Source organism: Enterobacter sp. ENT03, assembly GCF_019218745.1.
GTDB lineage: Bacteria > Pseudomonadota > Gammaproteobacteria > Enterobacterales > Enterobacteriaceae > Enterobacter_D.
Genome location: NZ_JAHUXA010000022.1, coordinates 1 through 21,675, shown reverse-complemented (window position 1 = coordinate 21,675; position 21,675 = coordinate 1). Strand labels below are relative to the sequence as shown.

At 53.3% G+C, this 21,675-nt stretch carries 22 protein-coding genes, 1 tRNA gene and 1 pseudogene; 12 read left to right on the top strand and 12 right to left on the bottom strand.

What is annotated here, in order from left to right:
- Window positions 1-3: 3 nt before the first annotated feature.
- Together bacA and folB are read right to left on the bottom strand one after the other, a co-directional pair.
- A complete protein-coding gene (bacA, locus tag KW828_RS19340) occupies window positions 4-822 on the bottom strand; it encodes an undecaprenyl-diphosphate phosphatase (protein ID WP_218337883.1) in 819 nt (272 codons plus the stop codon).
- A gap of 106 nt (window positions 823-928) precedes the next feature.
- Window positions 929-1,297 (bottom strand): bifunctional dihydroneopterin aldolase/7,8-dihydroneopterin epimerase, encoded by a 369-nt coding sequence (gene folB / locus KW828_RS19335; protein ID WP_218337882.1) that lies wholly within the window; start codon window positions 1,295-1,297, stop codon window positions 929-931.
- Window positions 1,298-1,404: 107 nt separating this feature from the next.
- Here folB and plsY point away from each other — a divergent pair, with 107 nt between their 5' ends.
- On the top strand, window positions 1,405-2,028 hold the full coding sequence (gene plsY / locus KW828_RS19330) for a glycerol-3-phosphate 1-O-acyltransferase PlsY (RefSeq protein ID WP_218337881.1): 624 nt from the start codon (window positions 1,405-1,407) through the stop codon (window positions 2,026-2,028).
- Between the two features lie 35 nt (window positions 2,029-2,063).
- On the opposite strand, the gene tsaD is transcribed toward plsY, so the two are convergent.
- On the bottom strand, window positions 2,064-3,077 hold the full coding sequence (tsaD, locus tag KW828_RS19325) for a tRNA (adenosine(37)-N6)-threonylcarbamoyltransferase complex transferase subunit TsaD (RefSeq protein ID WP_218337880.1): 1,014 nt from the start codon (window positions 3,075-3,077) through the stop codon (window positions 2,064-2,066).
- 238 nt (window positions 3,078-3,315) lie between these two features.
- Here tsaD and rpsU point away from each other — a divergent pair, with 238 nt between their 5' ends.
- The 3 genes from rpsU to rpoD all read left to right on the top strand — a co-directional run bounded on the left by rpsU (window position 3,316) and on the right by rpoD (window position 7,412).
- Window positions 3,316-3,531 carry a 30S ribosomal protein S21 gene (gene rpsU, locus KW828_RS19320; protein ID WP_001144069.1) on the top strand — a complete coding sequence of 72 codons (216 nt, stop codon included), beginning with the start codon at window positions 3,316-3,318 and terminating at the stop codon, window positions 3,529-3,531.
- A 135-nt stretch (window positions 3,532-3,666) separates the two neighbouring features.
- The gene (gene dnaG, locus KW828_RS19315) at window positions 3,667-5,412 is read left to right on the top strand and encodes a DNA primase (protein WP_218337879.1); all 1,746 of its coding nucleotides are present in this window, start codon (window positions 3,667-3,669) and stop codon (window positions 5,410-5,412) included.
- A gap of 158 nt (window positions 5,413-5,570) precedes the next feature.
- The gene (gene rpoD, locus KW828_RS19310) at window positions 5,571-7,412 is read left to right on the top strand and encodes an RNA polymerase sigma factor RpoD (RefSeq protein WP_218337878.1); all 1,842 of its coding nucleotides are present in this window, start codon (window positions 5,571-5,573) and stop codon (window positions 7,410-7,412) included.
- A 54-nt stretch (window positions 7,413-7,466) separates the two neighbouring features.
- On the opposite strand, the gene mug is transcribed toward rpoD, so the two are convergent.
- On the bottom strand, window positions 7,467-7,973 hold the full coding sequence (gene mug, locus KW828_RS19305) for a G/U mismatch-specific DNA glycosylase (RefSeq protein ID WP_218337877.1): 507 nt from the start codon (window positions 7,971-7,973) through the stop codon (window positions 7,467-7,469).
- A gap of 125 nt (window positions 7,974-8,098) precedes the next feature.
- On the opposite strand from mug, the gene KW828_RS19300 reads away from it, so the two are divergent.
- The 3 genes from KW828_RS19300 to KW828_RS19290 all read left to right on the top strand — a co-directional run bounded on the left by KW828_RS19300 (window position 8,099) and on the right by KW828_RS19290 (window position 9,381).
- Window positions 8,099-8,174: transfer RNA gene (locus KW828_RS19300), tRNA-Ile, on the top strand.
- Between the two features lie 189 nt (window positions 8,175-8,363).
- Entirely contained in the window at window positions 8,364-8,510 is a 147-nt protein-coding gene (locus KW828_RS19295) for a hypothetical protein (RefSeq protein WP_000381860.1), read from the top strand.
- An 82-nt stretch (window positions 8,511-8,592) separates the two neighbouring features.
- Window positions 8,593-9,381 carry a hypothetical protein gene (locus KW828_RS19290; RefSeq protein WP_218337876.1) on the top strand — a complete coding sequence of 263 codons (789 nt, stop codon included), beginning with the start codon at window positions 8,593-8,595 and terminating at the stop codon, window positions 9,379-9,381.
- Window positions 9,382-9,492: 111 nt separating this feature from the next.
- On the opposite strand, the gene KW828_RS19285 is transcribed toward KW828_RS19290, so the two are convergent.
- From KW828_RS19285 to KW828_RS19265, 4 genes and pseudogenes are all read right to left on the bottom strand, one after another.
- On the bottom strand, window positions 9,493-9,696 hold the full coding sequence (locus KW828_RS19285; protein WP_218337875.1) for a hypothetical protein: 204 nt from the start codon (window positions 9,694-9,696) through the stop codon (window positions 9,493-9,495).
- A 62-nt stretch (window positions 9,697-9,758) separates the two neighbouring features.
- Window positions 9,759-11,007, bottom strand: a pseudogene (locus KW828_RS19280) (terminase TerL endonuclease subunit); the annotation flags it as partial.
- Between the two features lie 422 nt (window positions 11,008-11,429).
- The gene (locus KW828_RS19270) at window positions 11,430-11,663 is read right to left on the bottom strand and encodes a hypothetical protein (RefSeq protein WP_218337874.1); all 234 of its coding nucleotides are present in this window, start codon (window positions 11,661-11,663) and stop codon (window positions 11,430-11,432) included.
- Complete coding sequence (locus KW828_RS19265) at window positions 11,651-12,109, bottom strand: hypothetical protein (protein WP_218337873.1); 459 nt, start codon at window positions 12,107-12,109, stop codon at window positions 11,651-11,653. The genes KW828_RS19270 and KW828_RS19265 overlap by 13 nt, the downstream gene beginning before the upstream one ends.
- A gap of 288 nt (window positions 12,110-12,397) precedes the next feature.
- Between KW828_RS19265 and KW828_RS19260 the strand changes: the two genes are divergently transcribed.
- The 3 genes from KW828_RS19260 to KW828_RS19250 all read left to right on the top strand — a co-directional run bounded on the left by KW828_RS19260 (window position 12,398) and on the right by KW828_RS19250 (window position 14,599).
- On the top strand, window positions 12,398-12,577 hold the full coding sequence (locus tag KW828_RS19260) for a YlcI/YnfO family protein (protein WP_218337872.1): 180 nt from the start codon (window positions 12,398-12,400) through the stop codon (window positions 12,575-12,577).
- A gap of 220 nt (window positions 12,578-12,797) precedes the next feature.
- Window positions 12,798-13,241 (top strand): peptidoglycan-binding protein LysM, encoded by a 444-nt coding sequence (gene lysM / locus KW828_RS19255; RefSeq protein ID WP_218337871.1) that lies wholly within the window; start codon window positions 12,798-12,800, stop codon window positions 13,239-13,241.
- A gap of 188 nt (window positions 13,242-13,429) precedes the next feature.
- Window positions 13,430-14,599 (top strand): DNA repair protein, encoded by a 1,170-nt coding sequence (locus tag KW828_RS19250; protein ID WP_218337870.1) that lies wholly within the window; start codon window positions 13,430-13,432, stop codon window positions 14,597-14,599.
- Here KW828_RS19250 and KW828_RS19245 read toward each other — a convergent pair whose 3' ends face one another.
- Window positions 14,600-15,370, bottom strand: coding sequence for a siderophore-interacting protein (locus KW828_RS19245; protein ID WP_218337869.1), 771 nt, complete (start codon window positions 15,368-15,370; stop codon window positions 14,600-14,602).
- A 118-nt stretch (window positions 15,371-15,488) separates the two neighbouring features.
- Between KW828_RS19245 and KW828_RS19240 the strand changes: the two genes are divergently transcribed.
- The gene (locus KW828_RS19240; protein ID WP_218337868.1) at window positions 15,489-16,007 is read left to right on the top strand and encodes a PadR family transcriptional regulator; all 519 of its coding nucleotides are present in this window, start codon (window positions 15,489-15,491) and stop codon (window positions 16,005-16,007) included.
- Here the strand turns inward: KW828_RS19240 and KW828_RS19235 are convergent.
- Both KW828_RS19235 and KW828_RS19230 read right to left on the bottom strand, forming a co-directional pair.
- On the bottom strand, window positions 16,004-17,563 hold the full coding sequence (locus tag KW828_RS19235; RefSeq protein WP_218337867.1) for a methyl-accepting chemotaxis protein: 1,560 nt from the start codon (window positions 17,561-17,563) through the stop codon (window positions 16,004-16,006). The genes KW828_RS19240 and KW828_RS19235 overlap by 4 nt on opposite strands.
- Before the next feature lie 311 nt (window positions 17,564-17,874).
- The gene (locus KW828_RS19230; protein ID WP_218337866.1) at window positions 17,875-19,395 is read right to left on the bottom strand and encodes a PAS domain-containing methyl-accepting chemotaxis protein; all 1,521 of its coding nucleotides are present in this window, start codon (window positions 19,393-19,395) and stop codon (window positions 17,875-17,877) included.
- A 435-nt stretch (window positions 19,396-19,830) separates the two neighbouring features.
- On the opposite strand from KW828_RS19230, the gene ygjG reads away from it, so the two are divergent.
- Window positions 19,831-21,210: a putrescine aminotransferase gene (ygjG, locus tag KW828_RS19225; protein WP_218337865.1), complete on the top strand. Its 1,380-nt coding sequence runs from the start codon at window positions 19,831-19,833 to the stop codon at window positions 21,208-21,210.
- Between the two features lie 272 nt (window positions 21,211-21,482).
- Here ygjG and KW828_RS22160 read toward each other — a convergent pair.
- Window positions 21,483-21,675: hypothetical protein (locus KW828_RS22160; protein WP_218337864.1), on the bottom strand; the 193-nt coding region annotated here is incomplete at its 5' end.

Here is a 21,675-nt window from a genome sequence, read left to right as displayed (position 1 = left end):
AGCTTAGAAAAATACGACGTACACTGCACCTGCAACAATAAAACGATAAATCGCGAACGGAATAAACGAGATACGTTTAATAATTTGCAGGAATGTTTTTATCGCCACCAGCGCGACAATAAATGCCGTGATAAAGCCGACGGCAAACATCGGGAAATCCGCCATCGTCAGGAAGTGATAACTCTTATAGAGATCCAGCACGGTGGCGCCCATCATCATCGGTACCGCCAGCAGGAAGGAAAACTCAGAGGCGGCGTAGCGGCTCACCCCCATCAGCATACCGCCTGAGATCGTCGCCCCGGAACGGGAAAACCCCGGCCACAGCGCCAGACACTGGAAGCAGCCGATCATAAAAGCCTGCCGGTAGGTCATATCGTCCAGACCCACCGCACGCGGGACTTTCGGCTTCAGGCATTCAGCAGCAATCAGCAGCACACCGCCGACAACCAGCGCATACATGACGTTAATGGGATTGAACAACGATTTGATCGTATCGTGGAAAATCAGTCCTAATACCACTGCCGGGATCATACCGAGCAGGATATGAATCAACGTTAAGCGCCCTTTGCCCTCACCTTCGTGCGGCGGATGCCCAAAGTGGATCCCAATCAGACCAAACAGACGCCGCCAGAACATCACCACCACAGCGAGAATCGAGCCGAGCTGGATCACCACCTCAAACGTTTTTGCGGTGTCGCCCTCAAATCCAAGCAGATGCCCGACGATGATCATGTGACCGGTGCTGGAGACCGGCAGAAATTCAGTCAGTCCTTCGACAACACCCAAAATCGCTGCAATCAGCAGGGAGTGCATATCGCTCATCAAATAAACCCCTAAAAAGTAAACAAAATGGTCGACTCACCGACAACGCTGCGGCAGGCCCGCAAATCAGACCGGTATACTGGCATTTGGTTTAGTAATTATGAAGTTAATTGTTTTGTTTCGGATTAAGCCCACGTTCAATGATAACGCCGACATTTACCGCACGGGCAACCGCCCCCGGTTTGCTGACTTTAATGCGTACCCACGGCGAGGCAAAACGACTCAGCAGTAATTCCGCCACCTCTTCCGCCACCCGTTCCACCAGCGCAAAACGCTGGCCTTCTACGTGCCCGATCACCGTGTCGGCAATATCGGCATAGCTCAGACAGTCATTCACATCATCGCTTTTGGCGGCAGCCTGGTTGTCCCACGCCATTTCGATATCGAACATTAACTTCTGCTCGATCGTTTGTTCCCAGTCGTAAACACCAATGGTGGTGATTACCGAAAGTTGCTCTATAAATACAATGTCCATCACGCCCCGCCTGGTTTTTGGCTTACCTGGATACCACTTTCAATAAATTATGCGTATTATCCACAGATGCAGAGAATAAAACGACATTTTCAAAACGGAACAGCGTTATGAGTGCAATCGCGCCTGGAATGATCCTCCTCGCGTACCTTTGCGGCTCAATCTCCAGCGCCATTCTGGTCTGCCGCATCGCGGGTCTGCCTGACCCCCGCGAAAGTGGATCCGGGAATCCCGGAGCGACCAATGTCCTGCGAATTGGCGGCAAGGGTGCAGCCGTAACAGTACTGATATTCGATGTCCTCAAAGGCATGCTGCCTGTCTGGGGCGCGTATGCATTGGGCATTACGCCGTTCTGGCTGGGGCTTATCGCTATCGCCGCCTGTCTTGGTCATATCTGGCCGGTGTTCTTTCATTTCCAGGGCGGTAAAGGCGTTGCCACCGCATTCGGGGCAATTGCTCCCATTGGCTGGGATTTAACGGGTGTGATGGCGGGCACCTGGCTGCTGACGGTGCTGCTTAGCGGGTACTCATCGCTGGGAGCGATTGTCAGCGCGCTTATTGCGCCGTTTTACGTCTGGTGGTTTAAACCGCAGTTCACCTTCCCGGTGGCGATGCTCTCTTGCCTGATCCTGTTACGGCATCACGATAATATTCAGCGATTGTGGCGCAGGCAGGAAACCAAGATTTGGGCGAAGCTCAGAAAAAAACGCGAAAGGGATAACACCGAAGAATAGTTTAAGGCCGGATAAGCGTTATCCGGCCTTTGTATTTATGCCGCAGGCAGTTCTGCCAGTGGCCAGCGAGGACGAACCGTCACGCTCAGATCCGCCGTCGTGCCCACTTTCAGCCTGACCATACCCGCATAGGCGATCATCGCGCCATTATCGGTGCAAAATTCCGGGCGTGCATAGAACACCTCGCCACGGCGCTTTTGCATCATCTCGGCCAGCTTCGCGCGCAGCGTGCGGTTCGCGCTTACGCCACCCGCCATAACAAGACGCGTAAAGCCGGTCTGATCCAGCGCGCGTTTGCATTTGATCATCAGCGTATCCACCACCGCGTCTTCAAAAGCACGGGCGATGTCTGCACGGGTTTGATCGTCGTTGCCGTTACTGCGGATGGTATTTGCCGCGAAAGTTTTCAGGCCCGAGAAGCTAAAATCCAGCCCCGGACGATCGGTCATTGGACGCGGGAAAGTAAAACGCCCTGCCGTTCCTGCCGCCGCCATTTTGGATAGCATTGGCCCGCCGGGATAATCCAGCCCCAGCAGCTTCGCGGTTTTATCGAAGGCTTCACCGGCCGCATCATCGATGGACTCGCCGAGCAGTTCATAATGCCCGATCCCCGTCACGCTGATGAGCTGGGTATGACCGCCGGATACCAGCAGCGCCACAAACGGAAATTCCGGCGGATTGTCTTCTAACATCGGCGCTAACAGGTGGCCTTCCATATGATGCACGGCGACGGCCGGCACATCCCAGGCAAACGCCAGCGAACGACCAACGGTCGCTCCTACCAGTAACGCCCCCACCAGGCCCGGGCCTGCGGTATAGGCCACCGCATCTATCTCTTGCGCGCTCAGATTGGCTTCCTTGAGCGCCGCCTGGATCAGCGGTACGGTTTTGCGCACATGGTCGCGGGAGGCCAGCTCCGGCACCACGCCGCCATAGTCAGCGTGTAATTTCACCTGACTATACAATTGGTTGGCTAAAAGCCCTTTTTCATCGTCATAAATGGCGATGCCGGTTTCATCACAGGATGTTTCGATACCCAGTACACGCATGGTGGTTTCTACCTCTTTTCAATACCGCGCAGTGTAGGGCGAATGCCCATGCTTGTAAAACTTTGCTCACCCCGGCTTGCCAGTTCGTGTATACTCGTCCCCCTTACAAAAGTCCCTTGCAAAGAAGGGTAGCGGTGCTTTACAAAGCAGCAGCATTTGCAGTAAAATTCCGCACCATTTTGAAATAAGCTGGCGTTGATGCCAGCGGCAAACCGATTTAATCAAAGGTGAGAGGCACATGCCGGTAATTAAAGTACGTGAAAACGAGCCGTTCGACGTAGCTCTGCGTCGCTTCAAGCGTTCCTGTGAGAAAGCAGGTGTTCTGGCGGAAGTTCGTCGTCGTGAGTTCTATGAAAAACCGACTACCGAACGTAAACGCGCTAAAGCTTCTGCAGTGAAACGTCACGCGAAGAAACTGGCTCGCGAAAACGCACGCCGTACTCGTCTGTACTAATGGATTGAGGGCTTAAGCTCTTAATTTACAGACTGAGTTGTAGTTGTAAGGCCGTGCTTCCGAAAGGAATGCGCGGCTTATTTTCGTTTATGATCTGACATACCTGAACGCGATGCGCTGAGGGTAATGGGGCACATGGCTGGACGAATCCCACGAGTATTTATCAATGACCTGCTGGCACGCACCGACATCATCGATCTGATCGATGCACGGGTAAAGCTAAAAAAGCAGGGCAAGAATTATCACGCGTGTTGTCCGTTCCATAACGAAAAAACCCCCTCTTTCACCGTAAACGGTGAGAAACAGTTTTATCACTGCTTTGGCTGTGGTGCGCACGGTAACGCTATCGACTTTTTAATGAACTACGACAAGCTCGAGTTCGTAGAAAGCGTAGAAGAGCTGGCGGCCATGCACAATCTCGAAGTGCCTTTTGAAGCAGGCAGCGGGCTGACCCAGATAGAACGCCATCAGCGGCAAAGTCTCTATCAATTAATGGAAGGCCTGAACACGTTTTATCAACAATCCCTGTCGCAGCCGGTCGCAGAGCGTGCCCGCCAGTATCTGGCTACGCGCGGATTAAGCAACGATGTCATCACGCGATTTGCCATTGGTTTTGCCCCTCCCGGCTGGGACAACGTATTAAAGCGTTTTGGCGGCAACCAGGATAATCGTCAGTCGCTGACCGATGCTGGCATGCTGGTCACCAACGATAAAGGACGCAGCTACGACCGTTTTCGCGACCGCGTGATGTTCCCTATCCGCGATAAGCGCGGACGGGTTATCGGTTTTGGTGGACGGGTACTTGGTGATGACACGCCAAAATATCTGAACTCCCCGGAAACCGATATTTTCCATAAAGGTCGCCAGTTGTACGGCCTGTATGAAGCCCAGCAGGACAATGCGGAACCGCCCCGCCTGCTGGTGGTCGAAGGTTACATGGATGTGGTCGCCCTTGCGCAGTACGGCATTAACTATGCGGTCGCCTCGCTGGGTACGTCCACCACCGCTGAACATATTCAGCTGCTGTTTCGCGTCACCAACAGCGTGATTTGCTGTTACGACGGCGATCGGGCAGGCAGAGACGCCGCGTGGCGCGCGCTGGAGACCGCCCTGCCGTTTATGACCGACGGCCGACAGTTACGCTTTATGTTTCTGCCGGATGGCGAAGATCCCGATACGCTGGTGCGTAAAGAAGGCAAAGACGCGTTCGAAGCGCGGATGGAGCAGGCTCAGCCGCTCTCCACGTTTTTGTTTAACAGTCTGATGCCGCAGGTCGATTTGAGCACCCCGGACGGACGTGCGCAGCTCAGCACACTGGCGCTGCCGCTGATTACTCAGGTACCGGGTGAAACACTTCGTATCTATTTACGGCAAGAATTAGGTAACAAACTGGGCATTCTTGACGATAACCAGCTTGAACGTTTAATGCCCAAACAGTCCGAAAATGGCACCGTCCGGCCCGTGCCTCAGCTAAAACGCACAACCATGCGTATACTGATAGGATTACTGGTTCAGAACCCGGAGCTGGCACCGCTTGTGCCGCCACTGGAGGGTCTGAATCAGGAAAAGCTGCCCGGACTTGGCTTATTTGCTGAACTGGTCAACACTTGTTTGTCACAGCCGGGCCTGACCACCGGTCAGCTGTTAGAGCAATATCGTGGCACAAATGAAGCCGCCACCCTTGAAAAGCTGTCCATGTGGGACGATATAGCTGATAGGGACATTGCAGAAAAAACGTTCACCGACTCGCTGAACCACATGTTCGACTCGGTACTTGAGCTTCGGCTCTCAGAATTGATCGCTCGCTCGCGCACCCACGGGTTGACGCCAGCGGAGCGCGAAGAGGTGCGCGTCATTACAGAAGCGCGCGCCCGCAAATGAATTTAACGGCTTAAGTGCCGAATATCGTTCGGGAAGATCCCGGCAGCCGCACTGAAGGGCAGCGGCAAAAATATAAGTAAGCCCTCATTAGCTTATGTTGGCGGCTTTGTTTCGCCGACCAACACCAACCCTCATGAATTAAGTGTGGATACCGTCTTATGGAGCAAAACCCGCAGTCACAGCTGAAACTTCTTGTCCAACGTGGTAAGGAGCAAGGCTATCTGACCTATGCCGAGGTCAATGACCATCTGCCGGAAGATATCGTCGACTCCGATCAGATCGAAGACATCATCCAAATGATCAACGACATGGGCATCCAGGTGATGGAAGAAGCACCGGACGCCGATGATCTGCTGCTTGCTGAAAACTCAAACAACACCGATGAAGATGCGGAAGAGGCTGCCGCACAGGTGCTGTCCAGCGTTGAGTCTGAAATCGGACGTACCACCGACCCCGTGCGCATGTACATGCGTGAAATGGGTACCGTTGAGCTGTTGACCCGCGAAGGCGAAATCGACATCGCCAAACGTATCGAAGACGGGATCAACCAGGTTCAGTGCTCCGTTGCCGAATATCCGGAAGCGATCACCTATCTGCTGGAGCAGTACGATCGTGTGGAAGCGGAGCAAGCGCGCCTGTCTGACCTGATCACCGGCTTTGTTGATCCTAACGCAGAAGAAGATCTGGCGCCGACCGCGACGCATGTCGGTTCTGAACTGTCCACCGAAGAGCTGGCGACCGACGAAGAAGAAGACGACGAAGAAGACGACGACAGCGACGACGACAACAGCATCGACCCTGAACTGGCTCGCGAGAAGTTTGCCGAACTGCGCACGCAGTACATGGTTGCCCGTGACACCATCAAAGCGAAAGGCCGCAGCCACGCCAGCGCTCAGGAAGAGATCCTGAAGCTGTCGGAAGTGTTCAAGCAGTTCCGCCTGGTGCCAAAACAGTTCGACTACCTGGTTAACAGCATGCGCGTCATGATGGATCGCGTGCGTACCCAGGAACGCCTGATCATGAAGCTGTGCGTTGAACAGTGCAAAATGCCGAAGAAAAACTTTATCACCCTTTTCACCGGCAATGAAACCAGCGAAACCTGGTTCAACGCGGCTATCGCGATGAACAAACCATGGTCTGAAAAACTGCACGACGTGGCAGACGACGTGCATCGTGGCCTGCAAAAGCTGCAGCAGATTGAAGAAGAGACCGGCCTGACCATTGAGCAGGTAAAAGACATTAACCGTCGTATGTCCATCGGCGAAGCGAAAGCGCGTCGTGCGAAGAAAGAGATGGTGGAAGCGAACTTACGTCTGGTTATTTCTATCGCCAAGAAATACACCAACCGCGGTCTGCAGTTCCTCGATCTGATTCAGGAAGGCAACATCGGCCTGATGAAAGCGGTTGATAAGTTTGAATACCGTCGTGGTTATAAGTTCTCCACCTACGCAACCTGGTGGATCCGTCAGGCGATCACCCGCTCCATCGCGGATCAGGCGCGCACCATCCGTATTCCGGTGCATATGATTGAGACTATCAACAAGCTCAACCGTATCTCCCGCCAGATGCTGCAAGAAATGGGTCGTGAACCGACGCCGGAAGAGCTGGCCGAGCGCATGCTGATGCCGGAAGACAAAATCCGTAAAGTGCTGAAAATCGCCAAAGAGCCCATCTCCATGGAAACGCCAATCGGCGACGATGAAGATTCACATCTGGGTGATTTCATCGAGGATACCACCCTCGAGCTGCCGCTGGATTCTGCCACCACCGAGAGCCTGCGTGCCGCCACCCATGACGTACTGGCTGGCCTGACCGCCCGTGAAGCGAAAGTTCTGCGTATGCGTTTCGGTATCGATATGAACACCGACCACACGCTGGAAGAAGTGGGTAAACAGTTCGACGTAACCCGCGAGCGTATCCGTCAGATCGAAGCGAAGGCGCTGCGTAAACTGCGCCATCCGAGCCGTTCTGAAGTGCTGCGTAGCTTCCTGGACGATTAATCGGCCCGTAAGCCACCCGTAAAAAGCCCTCTTCGGAGGGTTTTTTTATGGACGTTATAAACCGCGCACAATCAGCGCTTCATCTAATTCCCGGTACGCTTCTACCAGTTTATCCAGCGTCGCCCGGTTCAGGCCGCTCGGATTCGGCAACACCCAGACCTGCGTTGCGCCAATAGCGATCTTTTGCTTACCCCAGTGCACACCACGCTGGCTGAACGCCTGCTCATAGGCTTTTTTGCCCAGCACCGCCAGCGCATGAGGCTGATAGTCCTCTATCTTCTTGATCAGCTCACGGCCACCGGTACGCAGCTCGTGTAGGTCAACCTCGCTGGCCTGCACCGTAGGCCGCTCCACCAGCATGGTGATACCGCATCGGGTATCCAGCAGACGCATCTCCTCCTCTGGCTTCAGCAGCTCATCGGTAAAGCCCGCCTGGTGGATCACTTTCCAGAAGCGGTTCCCCGGATGCGCAAAATGAAACCCCGTATGCGCCGACGATTTACCGGGATTAATCCCGCAGAACACCACCCGCAGGCCAGGCGCGAGAATATCGTTGATCATCTAAAGCTCCAGTTATGGGATCATCTATGAAGTATAAAGGATTGATTATAGGTTGTTTATAAAAACGGCAGGTACACGCTTATGGCTGGATTGAAGCGGGAAGTTACATTATAATCCCCCGCCACGGCCCCTTAGCTCAGTGGTTAGAGCAGGCGACTCATAATCGCTTGGTCGCTGGTTCAAGTCCAGCAGGGGCCACCAAATATCAAGGGCTTACATCAAAAATCGAGTCCTCTTGCTTTTCTAGGATACCTATAGGATACCGCAGACAGGTATATCCGAGTATTCCTCAGTGTTCCACAGTTGGGTCGTAGCAGCCGTTCAACTGCAATTTAAGAAAGTGCTACGGGTTTGAGTGCCCCCTCATAGGCAACCTTCAGGAGTATTTTTATGGATACTGTCGAAAAGGGCTCAGACCTGCTGTCAAAACGTATCTGTGCTATGAGTGGTCTTATCTTGGCTCTGGCAAGTGTCGGGCTTCACGCCTATCTTGTTATTCCTGTAAGCATCGCTCTGGTTTTCATGCTACGTAAGTGATGGCGTAACAAGCCCGGCCTAACGAAAGTTAGGCCACCTCCTCTTATTAAGCATCTCCTACACATTTGAGCTAAGGATTGATATGGCAACTCAGTTTGAAAAACTTAAAACGGAATTAAACGAACTCACCAAAATGGGCATACAGATCTATTATTCAATGTGTAAAGAATGTGAGCAAATCGATGCTTCGATGATAAAAAATATCGAGGATGCAGGATGGGTTTTTGTCAGCGTAAGTGAAGAATATCAAAAATGGTATACAAAAGCGTATAGAGTTGTCTCCCAGATAATTCCAGAGCGCTTGCCTGAGTTTGAGAATTTATATAAAACGGATCCCAAAAGAAAAGAAATAACATATGTAAATTACTCAATATATGATTATTTACTTGGATTGCAGACTAAGAACGGATATGGCGAAATAAAAAGAAGTCGTTCTGATGCAATTCCAAAAATGGAAACACAATCAAAAATAGTTTCTTCAGCTAAAGAGCGCTTCAAAAGCGTTCTTTTCGACATTAAAGATATTCTACAAGCTGATATTTTCGATACTGAACTTGAAACTGCTAAGGAGTTAAATAAAAAAGGATTTATCAGAGCTGGCGGGGCTGTTGCTGGCGTAATTCTTGAAAAACATTTGGCACATATTTGTTCATTACACTCATTAAAAAGCCGAAAAACCCATCCTTCAATTGCTGAATACAATCAACTTCTTAAAGATAGTGATATTATAGACACTCCGTCATGGCGGTTTATTCAACATCTTACAGATTTACGAAACCTTTGTGATCACAGCAAGGAAAGGGAACCAACAAAAGATGATGTACAAGAATTAATAGTTGGTGTTGAAAAAATCACAAAGACTGTTTTTTAAATACTCGGCTCTTACATTTATAGTAAGAGCCATGCTCTTATTGTTTATAAATAATGTTGAGCTTTAATTTCACAAGTTTCTCAACTTTTTATCAACAGAAGCTGGACGCCCTCATCTAATATCTAACATTAACTCCATAGAAATATCACACAGTTCCTTACCGTAACCATTTTCAGGGGTAATACTCATATAAATTAGAGCCATTTCAACGTGCAAATTTTCAACAATCTTAGATATCTCCCTTTTACTTTTAAGTGTTAACGCTTGGTTAAATCGTTCCGCTATGCAAAGCATTTTTTGCTTTAAATCTTCCAATGGGTTCATCCTTGCGTTAGAAAAATAACGGTATCGCTACTCCACTGTTTTAAGTTGATTCATTAAATCCCGTTGAACGTCGCTAGGCGTTGTTTGTGGGTGTCGCTCATATCGAAAGCAAAATCCTCATGCTCAGCCTGGAATGTGCCGAACGCAATCAACGCAGCTACCGCCGGATCTATCTTGTTGGAGGATTTCTTTTTGTTAGGCTTGATGTTGGCGTCAGACTCCATCACCACGTTACCAATAGCCCTGGCTATAACCGGATCGCCCCGGTGGCGCACCACCCTGCGATTAACATAAACCACAAAGGATTTCGCCACCTGACTGAATTTGAGATAGTTTGCGGGAATAGCTCCACATCGAGGCCCGCCCCCTGCAGCTGGGTGCGCAGGTGTGTGGCGTTCCACGTATCGAAGCCCACCAGCCTGATATTGAAAGTTTCAGCGTCGCGCAGAATATCGTCATGGATGCGGTCATAGTCGATACAGTTGCCGGGCGTGGTGCGTATCCATCTCGCTTTCACCCACTGGCGGTAGATGGCGCGGTTTTTGTTGGCGACGTTAAGCAGCTGCGCTTCCGGCAGATAATGGCGGGTCAGCAGACGGATCTCCCTGTCGAACGGGAAAGCGTAACTCACGCTGATAATGTCACTGGTAGAGGACAGGTCAAATCCGGCGTAGCACTCAATTCCGGTCAGATGGTCTTCGGTGTGGTCGAGCCCATGCACCGGCGCCCATCCACGGCGTGGAATCCTGACACCAGATATTGAAACGTTTGGCCACCCACTGCGACGGTATGCCCCGCGCTTTCTGGATGGTGGACTCCAGTTTCACCGTGTCAACGGGCATATGCAGGTTAGGGTTAGCCTTGCTCCACATTTCCGGCTGCTCAACCTCACTTTCGTCGTCCAGTTCGTAGATCAGGACAAACAGCGAATCGTTGCTCTCTTCACCGGTTAGAATCTGATAGCAGTAGTCATAATGCTGCTTACAGGCAGACACAACGTTACTCCCTGCGGTGGTAATAGCGAACAAAATCGCCTCAGGACGGGCGCCCATACCCAACTCAAGCGCAGAAAACACCGTTATCCGGGTGAAAGTGGTACTCATCGACAATTACCGGACTGGGGTTAGTCCCCTCAATAGTGGCCGCTTTCGCCGCCAGCGGCTTTAACAGGCTGTTGCTTTTAGGGTAAATGACTTTGTGCGCCTGAATATTGCCGCGCTTTTTCAGCGGCTTTGACAGCAAACACATCTGACGGGCATCATCAAACACGATTCGAGCCAGATCTCGACTCACTGCTGCCTTGGCTACAGCTCGATAGGCAGAGGTGTCACGCAGCACTAGCGATGCCATCATTTCACCGTCGCGGTCTGTGAATAACTCTGCTTCTCTAAGATCAAACGCTGCCGGGCGTGGCTTCTCTGCATTCTTCATTTTCGTGCATATGAGGATAATGGCGCCGCCGTCCCCCTCTCGCCGGACATTAAACTCCGTATTGAGCACCGCCCTTAACGCGCTGAAACCTTACGCTGATTTCGTTAGTGACGTCTTTGTTTTGCTTATGCAGTGATGTATTAGCGATACGAGATAGTGACGATACAGCGACGGGGTAATGTATAAGGTGGTGAGCACAGCGCGCGTTATGCAGCGTCTGATAAGGGACGTAAAAAAGCCCGCATAGCACGGGCTTCTTATTCAAGTCAGGCGACGTTCTTTTCGTATTTACTTCACGCTACCGAAGCCTTCGTGCTTCGCTGGTTTTCTATCACCACGTCCAGACCGGAAATCAACACACACAGCGTTTCAATCATCTGGCCCAGCCTGCGCATGTTTTCGGCGGCAATCTGCGGGGGCTGCTGTGGATCAACCCAGCACATCAAGTTGCCTGTCGCCTCCAGCCCAAGGAGAAGGCTATCCCGTGCAGCGCGCGCGGTAGCTTCATCGGAAATCAAGCTTTCCATGTACACCTCCCAGTATCACTGCTGACAGCATGGTCAGACTCCCGTCGGATATGCGGTTGTCTGAGATATTCGGTCAGCAGGATCACCAGATCGTGAAGTAATCCGGTTAACGGTACCGTAACGGAGCCAGCCAAAACACGGCTTAACAGCGCCTGCGTCAGTCCCTGTGCATACTCAACCAGCACATTCGAATCAACCCAGCAATCCGGGACACACGGAGCGGGCGGCTCGTCCACGGTGAGAGACTCCAGTAAATGCGGCGGTAAATCTTCGTCACAGAGCTGCCGTAGCGCAGTAAGGGCATGTGACAGACGTCCGCATAGTGCCAGGCTTTCAGCAGGGTCATCCGACTCCACCAGCTTGATGACAAATTCAGAGCATAAATCTGCAACTTGAAACAGATCGGCGGTGGCGGGAATTGGCATATTCAGAAGATTATTCATCATATACCTCCGCTATAAACAAACGAGCAGTGGGACAGAGTAAGGAAGATAAACACACGATTTTCAGGGCGTGCGAATGTGGTACTATTAGCGTAAGCCATAGCGTTACCTCGTATAACGTTCTGTGGTCAGACGCCCCGGTAGTGTTCCCGCACTCCGGGGCGTTGTCATTGTAGGTGTATGTCACCTTACAGAACAAGACTACACCCAAAGTGAAATACACCACAACACTTTTTATATTTCTTTGTGTTGCGTATACTGAAATACACCCAATCAAAAAAACAGGCAACCATGGCAACCGGATCAACGAATGCTAAGTCACAAATGACAACCGTCAGGATCCCGCATGAAGTCATGCAGGAGATCGAGCAGCTTAAGCAAGAAGGCGAAAGTACAGCCGGATTTTTGGTAACCGCAGCGAAAGAAGAAATCAAACGCCGCCACCGGAAAGCAAAGAAAAAAGGCCTGTAGCATTCTTACCCAACGTTTCGCGCTACGCTGACTGGAAGTCTGCACACGCACCTGCACCATTAAAAATTAGTCAAAGCATCGCGAGAAAACCCCAGTAGCAGAAGAGAGGCAATGAACGTGAGTCATTGACGCATGCGGCCACTCTACTTTCCTTAACTAAAACTGGCACTTTCTCCCTCCTTTGCCAGAATTAAAAGGTCTTGTGAACAGGAGAAAAACCATGGGCTTATTTGATTTTGTGAAAGATGCAGGCGAAAAGTTATGGGATTCACTGAAAGGGCACGACAGCGATCAGGGAGCCAAACTTGAGGAGCATCTCAAAAAAACAGGTGTTCCCGGGGCAGATAAAGTCAGCGTCAAAGTGGAAAACGGCAAAGCCGTGGTCACGGGCGATGGCCTGACGCAGGAGCAGAAAGAAAAAATCCAGGTGGCCGTCGGTAACGTGGCGGGTATCAGCACCGTTGAGAACAACGTGTCAGTCACCGATTCCGCAGCAGAAGCCACCTACTACACCGTGAAATCCGGCGACACCCTGAGCGCCATCGCTAAACAGGTGTACGGCGATCCCAACAAGTACAATCAAATCTTCGAGGCTAACAAACCGATGCTGAGCCATCCGGACAAAATTTATCCGGGTCAGGTACTCATTATTCCTAAGCAGTAATGGTTGTCAGCAAACCCACTTCGGTGGGTTTTTGCTTTCTGCGTGAAATATCCCACGTTATGCCCGAAACCCACCGCAAACCCGCCTAATCCCCCTCGCACCATTCATCAGACGTGTGTATGATTTCCGGTAGCTCTGCTGACAACTAACCTTAACTCAAATACTTAAGCGCTAAAGCGAAAGGCATCATGAGCACACCCATCAAACGACTTGAAATCATCAAAAATGCCATCGAACTGGAAGATGACGACATCATTGTCAGCCAGCTTACGCGGCTAAAAAATGAAGCGTTCAATGATGAGCTGCTGGCGATTGTCGCGGCGCTTGAGGAAAAGAATTACACCGCAGCAATGACGGCGATCACCGCCTGGTTGCAAAGCCAGCGCGCCCTTACCCAGTGGCGCGATCCGCAGGTGGCGGCCAGCAAGCTGGAATTAAAAGCGCTGGAAGAGCGTCTGCGCGATCTGATTGACCGCCGTAATGCCCGCGTTCAGCAGTTAGATGAATTTAACGACCTTTACCTGAACCGCCTCGGGCCGCTGATGACCCAAATCCTCCAGCTGCGTAAAAACCTCGCGGAGCTGAATCTGCGTCGCAAACTGGCGGAGCGGCAGCGCCGGGAAGAGGATTATCGCCGCTGCCAGCAATATATGGCGCAGGCGCTGGATGTGCTGGCGATGCTCACCACCCGCTGGCGCGATCTGCCGGCGGATTCGGTACAGGCAGCCGACGCGCGTAAACAGCTGCAACAGCAAAGCGATCTGATCGCCAATCTGCTGGCGGAAGCGCAGGAGCTGGAAACGGGCTTAACGCGGGAAGAAGAGCCGGCACGTCAGGCACGCGACGAGGCGAGTGACGAGTACGAAAAATACCGCGAGCAGCAGCACGATGCGGAGATCCGTTTCAGGAAAGGCCGTCAGCTGTCAGAAGAAGATCAAACCGAACTCAAACGGCTGTGGCGTCAGGCCAGCAAACTCTGTCATCCGGATCTGGTGGCGGATGAACTGAAAGATGAAGCCAACGCCATGATGGTGCAGCTCAATCAGGCGAAGCATCGCGGCGACGTCAAAGCTATCCGTTCGCTGGTGGCGCGTCTGCATCAGGGCTTTGAGCCGATGATGGCCAGCGATCGGCTAAACGATCTGGAACGTATCCGCAAAAAGATGGCGCAGGTACGGGAACAAATCGACACCCTGGTCGCCGAGCTTGCGGAGCTGGAAAAAGAGGAGTCCTGGCTGCTGGTGTCATCACTGAGCAATATGGACGCGTATTTTACCCAGCAGGAGAAAGCCCTTAGCGAGGTTCGCGCCGCGCTGGAACGTCAGGTGAGCGACGCGCAGCTCGACGCGGTCGCCTGATTATTTCGCATGCCAGTATGCCGCAGCTCGCATCAGCTGCGGATCAACCTCGCCGCCTTCAAACGGCTGGCTGACGTTTTTCACCACCTTCCCTTCCCCGGTGATCCACAGGTAATAATCCTGCGCCGGGACGCGCACCTGCGCCAGACGTTGCGCCAGCGCATCCTCGTTATGTCCGATAATCCACTCGATGTTGAACCCGTCCAGATGCGCCAGATAATCCTTATACGCCTCATCGCCGATGGTCACGATGGCCGTCACCGCCGGGCGCAGCGGATTTTTGCTGATAGCTTCCAGACGACGGCGCAGCGCGGGCATCCCGGACTCATCGCAGACGTAAAGCTGCCAGGCGTAATCCTCGGGCAGCACCAGCGAACCGCGCGGCCCGCCAATGGTCAGAGTGTCGCCTTCCCGGGCCTGTAGCGCCCAGCTGCTGGCCACGCCGCCATCATGAATAAAGAAATCCAGCGCCAGTTCGTGACGCTCGGGGTCATACAGCGGCGTATAGTCACGGGCCGCAGGGCGCGGGCCGTCGGGCCAGACGATGCCGTCATCGGTAACCGTGGGCGGCACCACTTTTTGTCCCAGCTGCGGGAAGAAGACTTTGGTGTGATCGTCAAACCCTTGCGAACTGAAGCCCGCCAGCGCCTCGCCGCCCAGCACAATACGCTGGAATCCTGCGCCAATACGTTCAACACGTAACACAGTAAGTTCGCGAAAGCGCAACTCATTGCGTACGCGCTCGGGGTAACGTTGATGTGATGTGGTCATTTTTTTAGCCTTCGTCACGTTAAAATCGATATATCTGATTTAGTTTTAAATGATAATGATTGCTAATTGCCATGAAGGCAAGCAAAATTAGATATATCTAAATAACGAGGTTTACGCGATGCGACACGCTCACGATCCGCAGGATCATGATCACCACGGGCACGGCAGCCGCCGTCCGCGCTTTTTCGGGCACGGCGATCTGCGTCTGGTCATCCTGGACATTTTGACCCGCAGCGCCAGCCACGGTTACGAGTTGATCAAGGCGATTGAACAGCTGACGCTCGGGCACTACACGCCGAGTCCGGGGGTGATCTATCCGACGCTGGATTTTTTGCAGGAGCAGGCGTTTATCGTGATCGATGAGGAAGATGGCGGGCGCAAAAAAATTGCCATTACCGCCGCCGGTAAGCAGTGGCTGGCAGACAACGCCGAACAGCTCGGCCTGATCCAGGCACGCATTAAAGCCCGCAGCGTCGGGTATCTGCTGCGTAAAGATCCGCAGATGAAACGCGCGCTGGATAACTTTAAAGCCGTGCTGGATCAGAAAGTGAATCAGGAAAACGTCAGCGCCGCGCAGCTGGAGCAGATCATCGCGGTGATCGATCGCGCGGCGCTGGAGATTTCACAGCTGGATTAAGCCATTGCCTCGCGGCGTACGCGGAACACGCTGACCAGGCCTTTCAGGTGCGACGCCTGGTCGCTCAGCGACGCGGCGGCCGCCACGGACTCTTCCACCAGGCTGGCGTTCTGCTGGGTGGTGGAGTCAATCAGGCCTATGGCGCTGTTGATCTGCGAAATGCCTTCCGTCTGTTCACGGCTGGCGTGGCCGATCTGGCGCAGAATAGTGTCCATCTCTTCCACGTTGCTGACCATACCGTTGATCAGACCGCCCGCTTTTTCCACCAACGCCATGCCATCGCGCGCCTGTGCGGTAGAGCTTTCGATCAGATGGCGGATCTCGCTGGCAGAAGAGGCCGTTTTACCCGCCAGCTGGCGCACTTCCCCTGCCACCACCGCAAAGCCACGCCCGTGCTCACCGGCACGCGCCGCTTCCACTGCCGCGTTAAGCGCCAGAATATTGGTCTGGAAAGCGATGGAGTCGATCAGGTTGATGATGTCGGACATGCGGTCAGAGGTGTCGTTGATGACGCGCATTTTCTCGGTCACCTGTTTCATCATCTGACCGTTATTTTTCACCACTGTTGCCGCTTCGGCAGAGAGCTGCGTCGCTTCGGTCGTGTGTTCACTGGTGTTTTTCACCGTGGCAGTGATCTGCTCCATCGAGGCGGCAGTCTGCTCCACTGAGCTGGCCTGCTCTTCGGTACGGGCGGCCAGATCCTGGTTGCCCGCGACAATCTGCGCAGCGGCGCTGGAGATGTTCTCCGAGCCGTTCTGCACTTCCTGCACAATCTCGAACAGGCGCGTTTTCATCGCCACCAGCGCGCTCAGCAGCACGCCGGTTTCGTCCCGGTGCTTCACGTCAATGTGCTGAGTGAGATCGCCGCCAGCAATGGCTTCAGCAAACTGCACCGCCTGCACCAGTGGACGGGTAATGGCGCGTACAATCAACCAGCCCATCAGGCTGCCGAGGCCAATGCTGATCAACGCCAGCAGGATCAGCATGGTGCGGTTAGATTTAAAATCATGCTCCACCAGCTTCCCGGCGCTGCGCATATTGTTGTCCTGCACGGCAATCAACTGCTGCACTTTCTCTTTGTAAGCACGCTGCACCGGCAGCGTGTTATTCATCATCTCTTCAACCGCCGCCTGGGTATCTTTATTCTTTACCGCTTCAAGAATACGGAAACGCGAATCCAGATACTGCTGGCGCACCTGCCGCAGCTCACCGAGGATGCGTTGCGAGTCGCGATCGCGCAGCGCGCTGCTGAGATCGTCGAGCAGCACGGTAATGTTGCCGCTGAGTGCAGTCAGACGCTTCTGCGATTCGGCACTCCACTTCCCGTCGGTGTCCAGCACCATCAGCTGCTGCGTGCTGACAAACTCCTGAAAGTTCTCAATCAACTGATTGGCCTTCACCGTCGTGGGATAATCACGATTAACGATGTCCTGCATCCCATTGTTGGCCCGATTCAGACTGAACAGCGACAGACTGGAACTCACCACCATCAACACAATAAAAATTCCGAAAGCCAGAAATAATTTTGTGCTGATCTTAACATCATGTAAGAACATATTTTTTCCCTGGTTATTAAATGGACATGCACAGCACACGTTATCGGTAACGTTTTTGCTAACTTTATGACTTTGATCGTTTTTTTATTTATCACCGCACGAAAAGAATATTCTTGGGTGCATTGCTGTCAGGCGAAAAATAGCGTAATGAAAATCCGTAACCGCTATATATTTCGATCAAAAAGCATTCGGCTTTTACTATTTAATTAACAACAATGAAATATAAATTTACATAAAGATAACAAGCGAGGGAGAGTGCAAGAGGAGAAAAACCGCTTTTCCAGGGAGAGAAAAGCGGTGAGGGAAAAGACTTAATGCAGAACGGTGACCGCCTCTTCCAGACGGCTGGCGCGCTGTTTCACCATCGCCGATACCTGGGCGCTGACTTCCACCAGTCCGGCATTTTTCTGCGTGATGGTATCCAGCTCGGCCACAGCGCGCGTCAGATCTGACAGCCCCGCCGCCTGCTCAGACGTCGAGTGACTGATCTGCGCGATCAGCTGCGTGACGTTCTGCACCTGCTCGACGATATTATCCATGGTCGCGCCCGCGGCGTGCACCTGTTGCGAACCGGACTGCACCTTGCTGGCGCTGGCATCAATCAGTTTGCGAATGTCGTTGGCGGCGCTGGCGCTGCGGCTGGCAAGATGACGGACTTCACCGGCGACCACCGCAAAGCCTTTCCCCTGCTCACCCGCACGGGCCGCTTCCACGGCGGCGTTCAGCGCCAGGATATTGGTCTGGAAAGCGATGTCATTAATCAGCGAGGTAATAGAGCCGATGCGCTGCGTGCTGTCGGCGATCTCATCCATGGTTTTCACCACCGTGTCCATCGCCCGCCCGCCGTGACTGGCGGCGTTGCTGGCCTCAATGGAGAGTTTATCCGCCGCGGCGGCGGTGGCGGAATTATTCTGCACCGAGGCGGCCATCTGGCTCATGGTGGTGACGGTCTGCTGCACGTTCACCACGGTCTGGCGTGTGCGCTCGTTAAGATCGTCATTGCCTTTCGCCAGGGTTTCGCTGCCGTCGCGTACTTCGGTCGCCTGGTGCGCCACGTCGTTAATCAGCCAGCGGCACATCAGCCCGAGCTGACCGACAGATCGCAGGATCAGCCCCAGCTCATCGCTGCGGTTAAGATGCTGCACGTTATTGCGCTCGCCGGTCGCCACCTTCAGCGCCTGTCGCGCAACGTTTTCCACCGGACGCACAATCTGCGCCTCAAAAATACCGCAGCCGATGAGCATGATCAGCGCACCGACCCCCTGCACCGCCCAGCCGGTATGCAGCGACGCCATCGCCGCCGCCAGAACCAGCCACAGTCCGGTCATTACGCTGCGTACCCGCCAGCGCAGCGGCATCGCGGGCAAACGCCCCAGCCAGCCTTTGCGTACCACCAGGCCGGTATCAACACGCTTATTGCTGCGGCCTTCGTTGAGCGCCTGATACAACGGCGTGACGGCGGCGATCTCCTCGGCGGTAGCGCGGGTGCGGATCGACATATAGCCGGTGACGTTGCCGTTGCGCACCATCGGCACGGCATTCGCGCGCACCCAGTAGTGATCGCCATTTTTGCGGCGGTTTTTCACGATGCCGCTCCACGGCTCGCCGCGTTTCAGGGTGGCCCACATATCCGCAAACGCGGCTTTCGGCATATCCGGGTGACGAACAAGGTTGTGCGGCTGACCGATCAGTTCATCTAACTCGTAGCCGCTGACCTGCACAAAAGTGTCATTCGCATGAGTGATGTAACTATTAAGATCGGTGGTAGACATTAAGGTAGTGTCATCATCGAGTGAGTACTCGTGCTGGGTGACCCAGGGTTGAGCAGGCATGTAGCGTCCTTTGCAGTGAGTTATCTGACTGTTAATTTTTCTGGCAATTGTTATTTCGGCGCTAATGAGTTTATCTTTAGATGTTAAATTTGATTTAGATCGCAAATCGCAATAAAACCCTGAAATTTTCAGGCCATCCAGGTCCTTGATTTTCTAATATTTTCAATCAGAAACTACTTATACCCCCTTTTTTCCGCTGCCCTATAAAGAGGCAATATGCGCACTAAAACGGCGCAACATCGGCGAAAGTGCAGCCAACCTCCCCGTTTAATGCCGAATGAAAAGAGCTTAATGGCGCTGCCGGACGATTAAATTTTGCGCAACCACGCTTCCACCTGGTGTTTATCCCGATTTTCAGCGCGCCTGCCGAAGTGGCGTATTCCCTGCAATAATTATTTTGTGTATCGCGTGATACGCCACGCCCAGGAGCTTATTTTGAACAGATTACCTTCCAGCGCGTCGGCTCTTGCCTGCAGCGCACATGCCCTGAACATTATCGAGAAGGCCACGCTTTCTCATGACGAAATGAAAGATCTGAATCGCGAGGTGATTGAATATTTTAAAGAGCACGTTAATCCGGGGTTTTTAGAGTATCGAAAATCTGTCACCGCAGGCGGGGATTACGGAGCCGTAGAGTGGCAAGCGGGAAGTCTGAATACGCTTGTCGACACCCAGGGACAGGAGTTTTTAGATTGCCTGGGTGGCTTTGGTATTTTTAACGTGGGGCACCGTAATCCAGTCGTTGTTTCCGCCGTACAGCATCAGCTCGCCAAACAACCCCTTCATAGTCAGGAATTATTGGATCCACTGCGGGCGATGCTCGCCAAAACCCTCGCCGCGCTGGCGCCGGGAAAACTGAAATACAGCTTCTTCTGTAACAGCGGCACCGAATCGGTGGAGGCAGCGCTGAAACTGGCGAAAGCGTATCAGTCTGCGCGCGGCAAATTTACCTTTGTCGCCACCAGCGGCGCGTTCCACGGCAAATCGCTGGGCGCACTGTCGGCCACGGCGAAATCAACCTTCCGCAAACCCTTTATGCCACTGCTGCCGGGCTTCCGCCACGTGCCATTCGGTGACATCGAGGCCATGCGCACGCTGCTGTCGGAATGCCATAAAACCGGCGATGACGTCGCGGCGGTGATCCTTGAGCCGATCCAGGGCGAAGGGGGCGTGATCCTGCCGCCGGTCGGCTATCTGCCGGCGGTGCGTAAGCTGTGTGATGAGTTCGGCGCGCTGCTGATCTTCGACGAAGTGCAGACCGGCATGGGACGTACCGGCAAAATGTTTGCCTGCGAGCATGAAAACGTCCACCCGGACATTCTCTGCCTCGCCAAAGCGCTGGGCGGCGGCGTGATGCCGATTGGTGCCACCATCGCCACCGAAGAAGTTTTCTCGGTGCTGTTTGATAACCCGTTCCTGCACACCACCACCTTCGGCGGTAACCCGCTGGCCTGTGCCGCGGCGCTGGCGACCATTAACGTGCTGCTGGAAGAGAACTTACCAGCACAGGCAGAGCAGAAAGGTGACATGCTGCTGGACGGCTTCCGTCTGCTGGCGCGTGAATACCCGGATCTGGTGCAGGATGTGCGCGGTAAAGGCATGCTGATGGCGATTGAGTTTGTCGATAACGAGACGGGCTATAACTTTGCCAGCGAAATGTTCCGCCAGCATGTGCTGGTGGCCGGAACGCTGAACAATTCGAAAACCATCCGTATTGAACCGCCGCTGACGCTGCACATTGAGCAGTGTGAGCAGGTGCTGAAAGCCGCCGGTGCGGCGCTGGCAGCACTGCGGGTAGGTGTGGAGGAAGTGTGAGGTTTACCCCCTCACCCTGGCCCTCTCCCCAGGGAGAGGGAAGAGTCCGCTGATTTCCCCCCTCGCCCATGGAGAGGAGAGAGTCCGCCGGTTTTCCCCCTCGCCCATGGAGAGGAGAGAGTCCGCCGGTTTTCCCCCTCTCCCTTTGGGCTGAGGGTTCCCCAGAAAAATGAAAAGCACGATGAAGTGTGATCTACTGGTTGCGCTAACAATACAGAAGAGACCTCATCGTGCCTTTACAAACAGTCTGCCAGAAATTTTTCTCCACGTCTTTACCGGACATTCACAGCTTCCGCGTTAATGTCCTTGTTTCCATGGCTGTCGCTCTGACACACGGTGCCAGCCTCACCCTGACCAGCCTTGGCCGCGCCCTTCCGGGCAGGGCGCACGTCAAAAATAAAATTAAACGTGTTGACCGTGCTCTTGGCAATACAGCCCTTCATCGTGATATTCCCCGTATTCAGC